Source organism: Pseudomonas sp. MDT1-85 (assembly GCF_054898065.1).
This window is the reverse complement of record NZ_CM142715.1, coordinates 4,354,391-4,367,319: the sequence shown is the minus strand read 5'-3', so window position 1 is coordinate 4,367,319 and position 12,929 is coordinate 4,354,391. Positions and strand designations below refer to the sequence as shown.

9 protein-coding genes are annotated in these 12,929 nt (G+C 62.3%); 2 read left to right on the top strand and 7 right to left on the bottom strand.

Annotation, left to right across the window (positions count from 1 at the left end; genetic code table 11):
- Position 1 precedes the first annotated feature (1 nt).
- From ACYZT2_RS19760 to pvdM, 4 genes are all read right to left on the bottom strand, one after another.
- Complete coding sequence (locus tag ACYZT2_RS19760; protein ID WP_461966619.1) at positions 2 to 1,651, bottom strand: cyclic peptide export ABC transporter; 1,650 nt, start codon at positions 1,649 to 1,651, stop codon at positions 2 to 4.
- 258 nt (positions 1,652 to 1,909) lie between these two features.
- Entirely contained in the window at positions 1,910 to 2,797 is an 888-nt protein-coding gene (pvdO, locus tag ACYZT2_RS19755; protein WP_461966617.1) for a dihydropyoverdine dehydrogenase, read from the bottom strand.
- A 43-nt stretch (positions 2,798 to 2,840) separates the two neighbouring features.
- Positions 2,841 to 4,127, bottom strand: coding sequence for a pyoverdine-tailoring periplasmic protein PvdN (gene pvdN / locus ACYZT2_RS19750; RefSeq protein WP_461966615.1), 1,287 nt, complete (start codon positions 4,125 to 4,127; stop codon positions 2,841 to 2,843).
- A complete protein-coding gene (gene pvdM / locus ACYZT2_RS19745; RefSeq protein ID WP_461966613.1) occupies positions 4,124 to 5,494 on the bottom strand; it encodes a pyoverdine-tailoring dipeptidase-like protein PvdM in 1,371 nt (456 codons plus the stop codon). The genes pvdN and pvdM overlap by 4 nt, the downstream gene beginning before the upstream one ends.
- A 308-nt stretch (positions 5,495 to 5,802) precedes the next feature.
- On the opposite strand from pvdM, the gene pvdP reads away from it, so the two are divergent.
- On the top strand, positions 5,803 to 7,428 hold the full coding sequence (gene pvdP / locus ACYZT2_RS19740; RefSeq protein WP_461966611.1) for a pyoverdine maturation tyrosinase PvdP: 1,626 nt from the start codon (positions 5,803 to 5,805) through the stop codon (positions 7,426 to 7,428).
- Positions 7,429 to 7,568: 140 nt separating this feature from the next.
- On the opposite strand, the gene ACYZT2_RS19735 is transcribed toward pvdP, so the two are convergent.
- Genes ACYZT2_RS19735 through ACYZT2_RS19725 form a run of 3 tightly spaced genes read right to left on the bottom strand, consistent with a single transcriptional unit; the run spans position 7,569 to position 12,105 of the window.
- On the bottom strand, positions 7,569 to 8,963 hold the full coding sequence (locus ACYZT2_RS19735) for an efflux transporter outer membrane subunit (protein WP_461966609.1): 1,395 nt from the start codon (positions 8,961 to 8,963) through the stop codon (positions 7,569 to 7,571).
- Between the two features lie 7 nt (positions 8,964 to 8,970).
- Positions 8,971 to 10,944, bottom strand: a complete 1,974-nt coding sequence (locus ACYZT2_RS19730; RefSeq protein ID WP_461966607.1) for a MacB family efflux pump subunit — start codon at positions 10,942 to 10,944, stop codon at positions 8,971 to 8,973.
- Entirely contained in the window at positions 10,945 to 12,105 is a 1,161-nt protein-coding gene (locus ACYZT2_RS19725) for an efflux RND transporter periplasmic adaptor subunit (protein ID WP_461966605.1), read from the bottom strand.
- Positions 12,106 to 12,416: 311 nt separating this feature from the next.
- On the opposite strand from ACYZT2_RS19725, the gene ACYZT2_RS19720 reads away from it, so the two are divergent.
- Complete coding sequence (locus tag ACYZT2_RS19720; protein ID WP_461966603.1) at positions 12,417 to 12,899, top strand: sigma-70 family RNA polymerase sigma factor; 483 nt, start codon at positions 12,417 to 12,419, stop codon at positions 12,897 to 12,899.
- The last annotated feature ends 30 nt before the right edge of the window (positions 12,900 to 12,929 follow it).

Sequence of the window (12,929 nt, the reverse complement as noted above, 5' to 3'; positions counted from 1 at the left end):
ATTACGCGGGTTGCAGTTCGCTTTTGACCTTGCCGGCTTCCATGCGCACCAGTTGATCGGCCACGTCGAAGTAGCGGTCATCGTGGGAGATGACGATGATGGTCTTGCCCAGGCGCTTCAGGTCGGGCAGCAGTTCGGTGTAGAAAATGCGGCGGAAGGTCGGGTCCTGATCGGCGGCCCATTCGTCGAACACCAACACCGGCCGTTCTTCGAGCCAGGCATTGACCAGCGCCAGGCGTTTGCGCTGGCCGGTGGAAAGATCGGTGGTGCTGAACGCGCCGTCACGCACGCTGACCTTGTGCGCGATCTCCAGGCGTTCGAGGTAGCGCGTGGCATCCTGCGGCACTTGTCGATCGCCCTGAATCAGGTCATCGAACAGGTAATAGTCGGCAAATATCGTGGTGAAGTTCTGCCGGTAGTCATCGCGGTTGAGCGCGGTAATCGGCTGGTCGTTCACGCGGATCTCGCCTTCGGTGGGCGCATAAAGCCCCAGCAGCAGTTTGATCAGCGTGGTTTTGCCACAGCCGTTTTCACCGACGATGAACACAATGTCGCCTTGCTCGATGCGCAGATTGACCGGGCCGAGACGGAAGGGCTCGCTGCCTTCCACCGGCGGGAAGGCGTAACGCACGTTGCTCAATTCCAGGCTGTGGACAGGGCCGGGTTTGTGGCCCTGATCCTCCAGCAGCAGGTGCGGTTCCGGGGAGGAAAATTGTTCGCTGAGCTCGGCGATCCGGCGAAACGCAATCTGCGCCCGGCTGATGATTGGCAGGGTGCTGACCAGATGTTCCAGCGGGCCTTTCATGTACAGCAGCACCAACACAAAACCGCTCATCACGGCCTTGTCCGAACTGGGCCAGAACGATTGCAGGGCCAGCGCCAGGCCGATGACCACGAAGAACAGCATCGAGCCGAACGACTTGGCAATGACGAAGGTATTGATCGAGCGGATCTGGGTGTCACAGATTTTCTCGGCGGTTTTCTGGATGCCGGACACGAACATGCGCTGACGCCGCGGGCGGTGGATGCGCAGTTCCTTGGCCCCTTCGGCGATGGCGTTGTAGTGCTTTTGCAGCTCGTCTTCGGAGTCTCGTGCCGCGTAGAACCCACGCATGCCCTTGGCCCGCGCGATGGCCTGGAGGGTGGTGCCGATGGCGATGGCCACCAGCATCATCAGAAACATCGGCCACGACAGTATCGCCAGGTAGCCGAGGCAACCGAGGGTCACGGTCAGGGAAATCGCCAGCGGCGCGAAGGCGAAGGCGAAATCGCTGATGGTGTCCACGTCATGGGTCAGCACCGGGATCAACCGGTGGCTGCGGTAGCGCTCGATCTGGTCGATCGGCGCCGACAGCACTTTCTCCCCAAGCTCTTTGCGCAGCCTGGCGATGATGTGCTGACCGACGTAGTTGGTGCCGATGTCGGACACAATCGTGGTCAGCAGCGCCAGCACGCACAGCCCGGCGAAAATCATCACCACGGTGCGAGTCAGGCCGTCAGCGGAGTGCAGGGCATTGTTGATGGTCGCCAGCAACACGGTGACGCTCAGGCCACCGATCATGCCGAGCACGATGGACACAGAGACGATCAGGCGGAAGGGCTTGAGCAGGGCGAACAATTCGTTGATCGCCCCACGCGTTGGCTTGGTCATGGAGGATTCCTGCTTCGATGCGGAGTGCGGAGGGAGTGCCGGTACTTAAGGAAAACGAATGGTGGGGGACTTTATTTAAACGGCGGCAGAGGGTAATGCCGGTGTAGCAGCTGGCGAAGCCTGCGTTCGGCTGCGTAGCAGTCGCAAACCAGAGAATGCGATCTCTCAGGCGGACCGTGTCAGCCGGATTTGCGACTGCTACGCAGCCGAACGCAGCCTTCGGCAGCTGCTACAAGGCGTGCGTCGGCTCGAAAGGATTCACAGCTCACGCACTACGCGAAACCCCAGCCAGTCGCCGCTGCTGGTGGGCAGGCTGCTGTTGCGATTGCCGGAGCGGGAAAATACCGGTGCTTCGCCCCAGTCGTTGCCGCGCATGACCTGGCGTTTGCAGTTCTGCTCCAGCCACGGGCTGCCGTCGCTGGGCACGCCGACATAGTCTTCGCGGTAGCAGTCGGCGACCCACTCATAAACGTTGCCGTGCATGTCGAACACGCCAAAGGCGTTGGCCGGGAAAGTGCCGGCCGGGGAGGTGAAGTTGTAGCCGTCAGCGGCGCCATAGGTGTTGGCGTTTTTCGAGATCTGGTAGTCGGCGCCTTCATCGAACGCAAACGGGAAAGACCCGGTACTGCCGGCGCGGGCGGCGTATTCACGGATCGACTCGCTGGGCATGCGATAGGCATGACCGGTTTTCTTCGACAGCCAGGCGATGTAACCCTCGGCTTCAGCCACGTTCATGCACACGGCCGGGTGTTGCGCGGTCTGTTTGAAGCTGGGTTTGCCGGCGGTGCAGCGACGGCCCGGGCGATCATCGAAGTCGGCGGGGGTGTTGCCGGTGGCGCGCACGTACGCATCCCATTCGCCGGCCAGTACCTGGAAGCGGCTGATGGCGAAAGGGCGGGTGAAGGTCACTTGATGCCGCGGACCTTCGTCGGGCTGGTGGCCGACTTCATCCTCTGGCGTGCCCATGGTGTAGCGGCCGGCGGGCAGCACGACCATTTCCGGACAGTCCTTGCAGTCCTTGAACACCTTGCCGGGGGCGGGCGGGTTCGTGGCCTGGGCGGTGCCGGGCAGCAGACCGGCGAGCAATGCGGTCAGCGCCAGGGCCGATAGGGTTTGCAGGGAAGAGGGCATATGGAGCGTTTTCATAAGTCGTCTCGGTTAAAGGAAAACGGTGCCTCGCAGCGAGGGTTCACGCGGAACGTTTTTTGCCCAGCACGTCGATGAAACGGTCCACCTCGGCTTCGGTATTGAGCAGGCCCGGGGCGGTGCGGATCACCGGGCCGACGTCGCGGCTGACTGCATCGCTGACGATGCGGTTTTGCATCAGGTGAGCGGCCACGGCGTCGCCGTCCTGACCCTTGACCCGGAAGAAGCTGAACCCCGCCGAAAACTTCGGATCGAGCGGGGTGACCAGCTCGACGCCCGGCTGCTCCAGCAAACGCTGTTTCAGGTAGCTGTTGAGCTGATGGATGCGCGCCTGGACGTCGGCCTTGCCCAGTTCCAGGTGCAATTTGAATGCTTCATCCACGGCCCAGCGATGTTCGAAAGCGTGATAGCCGCCCGGGGACATGGTGGTGGAAAAGGTCGTGGCTTCGGAGAAGGTCGGCACGCTCGGGCTTACATACTTGAGCTCTTCGCTGCGGCTGCAAACGATGCCGGTGCCGCGGGGGCCGAACATCCATTTGTGGGTGCCGGCAATGAAGAAGTCGCAGTTCATCGCCGGGAAACTCAGGTCTTCGACACCAAAGCCGTGCACGCCATCGACCACGTAAACGATCCGGTCCTTGTCATCGCGCTGGCGATTGTGTTCATCCACGAGTCCGGCGATGTCGCTGATCGGCAGCTTCACGCCACTGCCCGAGTGCACCCAGGTCATGCCCAGCACGCGAGTCTCGGGGCGGATGTTGCGGTTGATGGTATCCAGCACCTGATCGGCCGAGATCGACTGTGGCTGCTCGAACAACTGAATCTTGCGCACCCGGGTGCCATCGCGCTGGTTGCGAAAATGCAGGATGTTGTTCGTGGAGTAATGCTCGTGAACCGTGGTGAGGATTTCCTGATCGGGGCGCACCTGCACGCTGCCATAAATCATCGCCAGGCCTTCGGTGGTGCTGCCGGTGAGGGCGATCTGTGTCGGTTTGGCCTGCAAATACCGACCGGCCCAGAGCCGCACGTTTTCTTCGCGCTGGTGGGTCACACCCTGGTGCCAGTCCATGGCCAGCCCGGGATTCAGATCGAGAGCGGCGCGGTGACGGGCGATGGCCTCGCGCACCGGTTTGGGGTGGGAGGTCACCAGAAAATTGGCGAAGTGGATATAGTTCGGGTCCTGGTCGAACAGCTGACGCAATTGCGCCCATTTGTCCCGGGGCAGGGTTTGCATCTGCGCGGCGGCGACCGGTGAGCCGAGGCCGGCACCCAACGGCAGGCCGGCGGCGAGAACCCCGGCCTGTTTCAGAAAAGTCCGACGGTCACTCATGGCTTTACCGTTTGCTGGCGAGAAATCAGCGTGGGCTTCGCGGCTTTTTGCACCTGTTCCCAGACCCGCAGGAAGTTACCGCCCCAGAGCTTGGCGATATCGGCTTCGGAGTAACCGCGCTGAATCAGTTCGGCAGTGACGTTGCGGATTTCGCCGACATTTTCCCAGCCCTTGATGCCGCCGCCATCATTGAAGTCCGAGGCGATGCCGACATGGTCGATGCCGACCTTGCGCACGGTGTAATCGATGGCGTCGCCGAGATCCTTGAGTGTGGCCTTGGGTTCTTCCTCAAGAATGGCGTACAGACCGCTGGCGTATTGACCGAGCTTCTGTTCGGACCAGGCGGTGATGATCGGGTCGCCGGGCATCAGCGCCATCGCCAGGTTGGGCAATGGCGGCAGATCGAAACGCGTGCGCAGGGCGTTGAGTTTGTCCTGGGTGCCTTGGGTCAACGGTTTGAGGTATTGCGAGAAACCGACCACCTGGACTACGCCGCCGCTGTTCTTGATCAGCTGCAGCTCTTTGTCGCTGAGGTTGCGCGGGATGTCCACCGAAGCCCGTGGCGCCGAGTGCGAGGCCACCATTGGCGTGCGGCTCAGTTGCGCCACTTGCTCCAGGCCTTTGGTCGACATCTGCGACACATCAATGATCACGCCCAAATCGTTCAGGCGTTGCACCGCTTGTTTGCCGATGTCCGACAGCCCATCGAGGGCATCGGGTGAGTCGTTGAAAAACGGCAGCGGTCGTGACGAATCGGCCCAGCTGTTGTTGCCGATGTAGCTGAAACCGAACATGCGCATACCGCGGCTGGCCCACAGGTCCAGTTTGCTCAGGTCATTGCCCAGCGGGTAGGCGTTGAGCATGCTGATGAAAATCGCAAACTTGCCTTCGCCGTGCAGGCGCCGGAAGTCGTCGGGGGTGTAGGCGATGCCGACCTGATTGGGAAAATCGCGCACCAGCCCGGAGATGATTTTGTAGCGCACTTCCTGCTGGTTGCGTGCTTCTTCGACGAAACCGTCGGTGGGCCTGTGCGGCGCGTTCGGGCCGTTCCACATTTCTGGCCAGCCGAAGACCGTCAGGGCCGCGCCGGACAGTCGGCCACGGTTGGCCTTGATCAAATCGAACTGGCCGGAACCGTCCTTGTCGGCCTCGTTGCCGTGGGCGCCGAAACTCAGGGGGACGGTGATGTGGCTGTCGAAGGAAAGGATCCGCCCCTGCAGTTCAGTGGCCTGTTTCATGACCTTGACCGGGTAGCCGGGATTGTCCTTGAACCCGTAATCCCAGACCAGCCAGCCTGCGCCGGCACTGATCGCCAAGGCCAGTGGCAGGCCGAGGTACAGAGCTTTTTTCGAACGTGTTTTTTTCATCGCCATCTCAGTCAGGTTCGCCGCCCCGGTGCAGGCGCAGGGGCCTTTGCTATCTGGGAAGAACGAGTGACCGAGGCAGGAATTTAGGTGGTCGTTGAAAAGATCGCAGGCGGCGCCAACGCCTACATTTGAAATGCGATCCCTTTGTAGGAGCTGCCGAAGGCTGCGATCTTTTGATCTTGATCTCTGGTGGCCCCGAAAAGATCGCAGCCTTCGGCAGCTCCTACAGGGGGCGCATTTAAATTTGTAGACGCAACAAACGTTCTAGCTTGGATAAAGCCTGCTTCATGGCTGACACAGGTAGGGCAATGACGATTTCTCGACGCTGGTTCATGGCGGGCCTGGCGCTCACGAGCGCTGCGGTGCCTGCCGTTTTTTATGCACATCGTGAGCTGACCCGGGAAAAGGAACCGATCACGCCGGGGGAGGCCACGGTCGACCTGGCCAGCACCGCCGGGCAGCAACTGGCCGACAGCTTGCGCGGAGTCTGGGACATTCGATTTGTCGGCAGCGATGCCGGGCTTGATGGCTTGCCGCAGGACGGGCTGGAGCTGTTTCTCGATATCGCCCATCGCGGGCGAGGGTTGCGCGGTTGCCTGGACACCGGCACTCAACTGCGCGGGGAAGGCCTGCCGTGCTATCAGGTCATCGGCGATCTGGCACCGGCCACTGGTGCTGAACTGTACTGGCGACTGATGCGCACTGACGCCCCGTTGGTGGCGCCGGTGTATGAGTTCAAGGCAAAACTCGATGAGGTTTGGGCCGCTTTCGGCAACGCCGGCAGCGGCACGTTCAGCGGCCAGGTGCTGAGCCTGAATCGCCCGTTGGGTTTGCCCGAACTCGACAATCGCTTTATCGCCATCAAGCGCCGGTTTCCCGAAGCACGGGAGCGAACTGCCCTCAACCCGGCGTTTCTGGCGTGGCTGGTGTCCCCCGAGCATCGATTGTTTCATCAGCTCTGGCACGCGTCCCGGGACAAATGGCACAAGCTTTCGGAGAAAAAGCGCGAGGCGTTGCGCGGTATCGGCTGGCAACCCGGCCCACGGGACAAGGAGCGTGATGCCCGCGGTCCGCGCAAGGACCGAAACGGTTCGGGCATCGATTTTTTCTTCATGCACCGGCACATGCTCGGCATTGCCCGGTCCATGCAGGATTTGCCTTCCTGGCCGGCGTTCCCCTTGCCGCAGCCGGAACTTGAGCGCGATCGCCAGGGCTTCGCGCGCTATTTCGACAATCACGATGGCAATGCCTTGCCGCCGACCTGGTTGACCGAGGGCGACGACGAATACACCAAGTGGGTCAGTGACATCAAAGCCGTAGAGACCTATCACAGCAACTTCCAGGTCTGGGAGTCGCAGTACCGGGATCCGCGTTACCTGTCGAAACTGACCCTCGGCCAGTTCGGCTCCGAGGTCGAGCTGGGCCTGCACGACTGGCTGCACATGCGTTGGGCGTCGGTGGCCCGGGATCCATCCAACGAGATACCGGTGCCGATGGCCCGGGATCAGGCCGACTTCGCGGCGCGCTGGTATGCCCCGGAAAACGATTTTCTCGGCGATCCGTTTTCGTCCCACGTCAACCCGGTGTTCTGGCGTTTCCACGGCTGGATCGACGATCGCATCGAAGACTGGTTCCGCGCCCATGAACGGTTTCACCCCGGCGAACTGAGCCGCCTGGAGGTCAACGGCGTGCCGTGGTTTGCGCCGGGGCGCTGGGTGGAAGTCGGCGATCCGTGGCTCGGGCCGGACACCCACGGTTGCAGCACAATCCCGGGCCTGCAAACGGGGCGCTCGGTGGAAATGGATCCTGAAACCATGAAGCTGGCGTTGCGCATCACCTTTGGCGATGAAGACAACATGAGCGAGCTATTGCGCAAAGTGCCCCGACGACCGTGGTATGCGCGGCATTTGAAGGTCAAGGGGTGGCCGGTTTAAGCAGATAGACCGCGTTATCGTTCTTTCGCGAGCAGGCTCGCTCCCACACTGGACGTCGCTGTACACAGTGTTTGTGTACGACGCAAATCCAATGTGGGAGCGAGCCTGCTCGCGATAGCGATCTCAATGCTCACACTGAGCTAAAGGACTTGCCACCCCCCACCCAACGCCTTGTACAGCGCAATACTGGCCTGCAACCGCGACAACCTCAGCTGCACATTCATATCCTGGGCGGCATACAGCGTGCGCTGGGTTTGCAGCACCGTGAGCAGGTCTTCGGCGCCGGCCTGGTAGCGACTCTGGGCGATGTCGAAAGCGGTCTGCGCCTGGCTCAGTTCTTCCCCTTGCCACTGACGTTGTTCGTCCAGCCCATGAATGCTGTTAAGGGCTTTTTCCACATCGGCGAAGCCATTGATAATTGCCCCGCGATAGGTTTCCAGCAATTCCTGTTGGCGCGCCGTGGCTTTGTCGCGGGCGGCGCTCAGGCGACCATTGTTGAAAACCGGCGCCACCAGCCCCGAGGACAGGTTGTAAAAAGTGGTGCGCAACAGATCCGAAGCCAGGTCAGCGCCGGTACCCAGACTGGCGGTGAGCGTCAGGGTGGGCAACATCGCCGCACGGGCGACGGTCACGTCGGCCTGGGCGGCGGAGAGTTTGGCTTCGGCGCTGGCGATGTCCGGGCGACGGCTCAACAACTCACTGGGCACGCCGCTGGCAATCTCTGGCCAATGCAATTGATCGAACGGCTGCTCCGTCAGCGTCAGCGCCTGTAGCGGTTGGCCGAGCAGGGCGGCGAGGGTGATCCGCGCTTCCCGGGCCTGTTGCTGCACCAGTGGCAGTTTGCGTTGCTGTTCGGCCACCAGGCTTTTTTGCTGAGCCAGTTCCAGCGCGGTGGCGCTGCCGGCGTCGTAACGGGTCTGTACCAATCGCAGCACGCTTTGGGCGTTGGCCAGATTCAACTCGGCGATCCGTTGCTGTTCACGCAATGACAAGGCTTGGGTGTAGCTGTTGGCCACGCCGCTTTGCAAGGTCAGCTCCACGGTGGCCCGGTCGAACTCGCTGGCCTGCAGGCCGAGCAGGGCGCTGTCCCGAGCCGCCCGTTTGCCGCCCCAGAAATCGATTTCGTAACTGGCGCTCAGTTCCGTATCGTAATAATTCAGCGAACGATTATCGGGGCTGGCGTCCAGTTGGCTGTAGCCCTTGCCATGCAGCAAGCGTTGGCGATTGGCGTTGAGGCCAGCCTTGAGTTCGGGCAGCAGCGGGGCGCCGGCGATGGTGGCGCTGGCCTGGGCCTGCTCCACCCGGGCGACGGCGGCGGCCAGGTCGTGGCTGCCCACGCTTGCTTGTTCGATCAGGCGATTCAGTTGCGGGCTGCCGAACTGCATCCACCATTGCCGATTGCTGTGTGCAGCTGCCGCGGTGTTCGGCGATTGCCAGGCGGCGGGTGGTTGCAGGCCGCTGTCGGGGCGCGGCGCAGGGTTGCTGCAGGCGGCCAGCAACAGGCTGGCGGCCAGAAGGGTCAGGGGCACTTTCATAGGTCGATCATTCACTGGTAAGGGCCGTGACCGGATCGAGCCGGGCAGCCTTGCGGGCAGGCATGAAGCCGAAGATGACACCGGTGACCAGGGCGCAGCCGAAGGCGCCGAGCACGGCGAACAACTGGAACGCGACCGCGACATTGCTCAGCAGCAACACGCCACCGACCAGCAGCGCCAAGCCGATGCCGGCGACACCGCCGACCACCGAGAGCATCACCGCCTCGGTGAGAAACTGGCGCAGGATGTCGCGCTGACGGGCGCCGGTGGCCATGCGAATCCCGATTTCCCGGGTGCGTTCGCGCACCGTCATCAGCATGATGTTCATGACGCCGATGCCACCGACCAGCAGCGAAATCGCCGCAATCGAACCAAGCATCAATGACAGCGTGCCCTGGGTGCGGGCTTCGGCCTGGATCATGGCGGCGTTGTTGGTCAGTTCGAAATCACGCTTGCCCTTGTGCTCGCGCAGCATCGTTTGTTCGATCGCCTGCTCGGCCTCCTTGACCTTGTGCGCATCCTTGGCGGCGATCACCACATACTCGGGGTTGCGGCTGCCAAACAGACGCACGCTGGCGGCCGAATAGGGCACGGCGATGCGATTGTCGCTGTCGGAGTCACCGGAACTGGAGCCTTTTGCGGCCAGCACGCCTAGCACCTGAAACGGCACGTTTTCGATCAGGATGTACTGGCCGATCGGGTCGGCCAGGTCTTTGAACAGCTTCTCCCTGACCTTATGGCCGATCACCGCGACCGCGGCGGCGCTGTCTTCATCGGCCTGGGTGAAATAGCTGCCCTGAACCACCGGCCAATTGAAAATGCTCGGGAAGTTGGTGTCGTTGCCGCCCACATAGGCGGTGTGATCGGCGTTGCCGAAACGCACGCCAGCCGTCGAGCCGTTGACCGGCATGATCCGCTGCACCTGGGGCAGGTTGGCGAGCGCGGCGACGTCATCGAGGGTAATGATTCCGGGCGGTGTACGCGGATTGGGTGCGGCGCCGCTGAGGTAAATGATGTTGGAACCGAAGGCGCCCATCTGCGCCATCACCTGTCGCTTGCTGCCTTCGCCCACCGCCAGCATCACCACCACCGACGCGACGCCAATGACAATCCCGAGCAGCGTCAGGGCGGTGCGGAAGCGGTTGATCCACATCACGCGCCAGGCCGCTTGAACTGCGTCTACCAGTTCGCCTTTCCAGGCGCCATTGGGCTCGCTGCCGACGCTCAAACGCTGGCGCAGGTCCACGGCTTGCAGCGCGCCGGGACGAGCCGTACGTGGAGCGGCCGAGAGATGTGTGGCGGTGTCGCTGATGATCAAGCCGTCGCGGATTTCGATGACCCGGTTGGCGCGCTTGGCCACTTCGCGGTCGTGGGTGATCAGGATTACTACGTGCCCCTGACTGGCCAGTTCGTCGAGCAGGGTCGTGACTTCGGCACCGCTGTGGCTGTCGAGAGCGCCGGTGGGTTCGTCGGCGAGGATGATGTGGCCGCCGTTCATCAAGGCGCGGGCGATCGATACCCGTTGCTGCTGGCCACCGGAGAGCTGATGCGGACGATTGCCGGTGCGCGAACCCAGGCCGAGGCGCTCGAGCAGGGCCGCCGCGCGGGCATGGCGTTCGTCCGCCGGGGTGCCGGCATAAATGGCCGGCATCTCGACGTTTTCCTGGGCCGATCCGGACGGGATCAGGTGGTAACCCTGAAACACGAAGCCGAAGGCCTCGCGCCGTAGCCAGGCCAGTTCGTCGCTGCCCAGGCCGGCGACGTTTTCCCCGGCGAACAGGTAGTCGCCGCTGGTGGGGCGATCGAGGCAGCCAAGGATGTTCATCAGGGTCGATTTGCCGGAACCGGAGGCGCCGACGATGGCGACAAATTCGCCAGCATGGATCGACAGGTCGATGCCGCGCAGCACTTCCACCACGGGGCTGTCGCCACCTCCGTAGGCTTTGCGGATCTGTCGCAAGTCAATCAGGGGCGTTTGCATTCAGCCTCCGCTGCCGGTGAGCGGAGCGCTCAGCACATGATCGCCTTCCGCCAACCCGTCGAGAATCTGCGTGCGTAACCGGTCGCTGATCCCGGTGCGAACCTCGCGGCGCTGAATCTCGCCGTTGGCCGCCACCACTTGCGTCACTTGGCGATCCACCGCGGTGCCGTTTTGCAGGGCCGCGGTGGGCACCGTCAGCACGTTCTGCGCCTGCTGGGCGACGAAAAATACCTGGGCGGTCATGTCAGTCATCAAGGCGTTGTCGGCGTTGTCGACATCCAGCAACACGGTGTAGAGCACTACTCGGTCGCTGCCGCTGCGACCGCTGGTGGGGCTGCCCTGCAGCTGTTCGAGCGGGCGCGGCGGCACTGGCAGAATCTGCCGTACGGTGCTGCTCCAGCGCCGGTTGCCACCGCTGAGCGTGGTGAACCAGGCGGTCATGCCGGGTTTGACCTGGCCGATATCGGCTTCCGAAACCTCCGCCCATACGGTCATCGGTGACAACCGGGCAATGCGCAATATCAGCGGCGTCTGTTGTTGGGCGTTGAGGGTCTGGCCTTCCCGGGCACCGATGGCGACCACTGCGCCGGACATTGGCGCGTAGATCCGTGTGTAACCCAGCTCCGCTTCGTCGCTGCGCAAACTGGCCTGGGCTTGACGAATCTGTGCCTGGAACCTGTCGATGCGCGCTTGGGTCGCCCGCACTTCGGCGCGGGCGGTTTGCACATCTTCTTCGCGGGTCGCGCCGCCGGCCTTGAGGTTCTGCTGGCGCTGGTACTTTTGCTGCGCCAAGTCGTGCTGGGCGCGCTGCTCTTGCAACTGGGCCTTGAGGTTGTCGATGGAAAAGCGTCCAGCGTCGAGTTTGGCTTTCTGGGTCGAGGGATCGATCTCCACCAGCAATTGGCCTTCCTTGATCTGGTCGCCGGCCTCGACATGAATCTTCTGGATCTGCCCGGACGCCTGGGCGCCGACGTCGACGTAACGTCGCGGTTGCAGGGTGCCGAGGGCGGTCACGCTGTTTTCGATATCGGCGCGGGTCACGGCGGCGGTGGCGAGTTCCTCACGCCCCGGCGGGATCACTTGCCAGGCGGCCAGGGCTACGGCGGGGATCAGGCACAGAGCGACAAACAGGGCGCGTCGGGTAGGGCGGGGACGTTTCATGCGGGGTTCCAGCCGGTGAAAATCGGCCCGTCGCTCGGCGAGCGCGGCAGTGACCGGCGCCGCTGAACGTTGTCGGTGGACCGACAGACACGGGAAGCTGTCCTGTAAACGAGAACCCCAGCGCGGAATTTAAGCCTTGATACATGGGGTTACAGCTCGGCAATGAGGTTATTTCTCAGGCAAATGGATCCAGTGCTTTAAATCTATATGAGAATTACTATAAATTACGCCTCTTGCGCGCTGCCATCATCGTGCCGCCATCTCTTATGGCGCACTCTTTATGGCACAGATTGGCCCAAGAACCGGGAGTCATGTTGGAAAACTACTATCGCGAGCTGGTGTGTTTCCTGAACGCCAAGCTAGGCAACCGTCAGGTGGCCGAAGATGTGGTGCATGACGCTTATCTGCGGGTACTGGAGCGTTCCAGTGACACGCCGATCGAACAACCCCGGGCGTTTCTTTATCGCACCGCGCTCAATCTGGTGATCGACGACCACCGACGCAATGCCTTGCGGCAGGTCGAATCCCTGGACGTGCTCGACAGCGAAGAGCGCTACTTCACGCCATCCCCCCACAACAGTATCGATCACGGTCAACGCCTGGACATGCTTCAGCGCGCACTGGCGGAGCTGCCACGGCTGTGTCGCGAGAGTTTTCTTTTGCGCAAGATCGACGGCTTGTCGCACCCGGAAATCGCCGAGCAGCTGGGTATTTCCCGGGCGCTGGTGGAAAAGCACATCGTCAATGCGATGAAGCATTGCCGGGTGCGAATGCGCCAGTGGGATGCTCCCTGATCGCCACCGTTTAGTCAGGCCTGGTTAAAT

What these genes read in the sequence shown, in the direction of transcription:
- ACYZT2_RS19725 (WP_461966605.1), bottom strand. Translation starts at nt 12,105, where the DNA reads ATGAAACGTCCCCGCCCTACCCGACGCGCCCTGTTTGTCGCTCTGTGC.
- pvdO (WP_461966617.1), bottom strand. Translation starts at nt 2,797, where the DNA reads ATGAAAACGCTCCATATGCCCTCTTCCCTGCAAACCCTATCGGCCCTG.
- ACYZT2_RS19730 (WP_461966607.1), bottom strand. Translation starts at nt 10,944, where the DNA reads ATGCAAACGCCCCTGATTGACTTGCGACAGATCCGCAAAGCCTACGGA.
- pvdM (WP_461966613.1), bottom strand. Translation starts at nt 5,494, where the DNA reads ATGAAAAAAACACGTTCGAAAAAAGCTCTGTACCTCGGCCTGCCACTG.
- ACYZT2_RS19735 (WP_461966609.1), bottom strand. Translation starts at nt 8,963, where the DNA reads ATGAAAGTGCCCCTGACCCTTCTGGCCGCCAGCCTGTTGCTGGCCGCC.
- pvdP (WP_461966611.1), top strand. Translation starts at nt 5,803, where the DNA reads ATGACGATTTCTCGACGCTGGTTCATGGCGGGCCTGGCGCTCACGAGC.
- pvdN (WP_461966615.1), bottom strand. Translation starts at nt 4,127, where the DNA reads ATGAGTGACCGTCGGACTTTTCTGAAACAGGCCGGGGTTCTCGCCGCC.
- ACYZT2_RS19760 (WP_461966619.1), bottom strand. Translation starts at nt 1,651, where the DNA reads ATGACCAAGCCAACGCGTGGGGCGATCAACGAATTGTTCGCCCTGCTC.
- ACYZT2_RS19720 (WP_461966603.1), top strand. Translation starts at nt 12,417, where the DNA reads ATGTTGGAAAACTACTATCGCGAGCTGGTGTGTTTCCTGAACGCCAAG.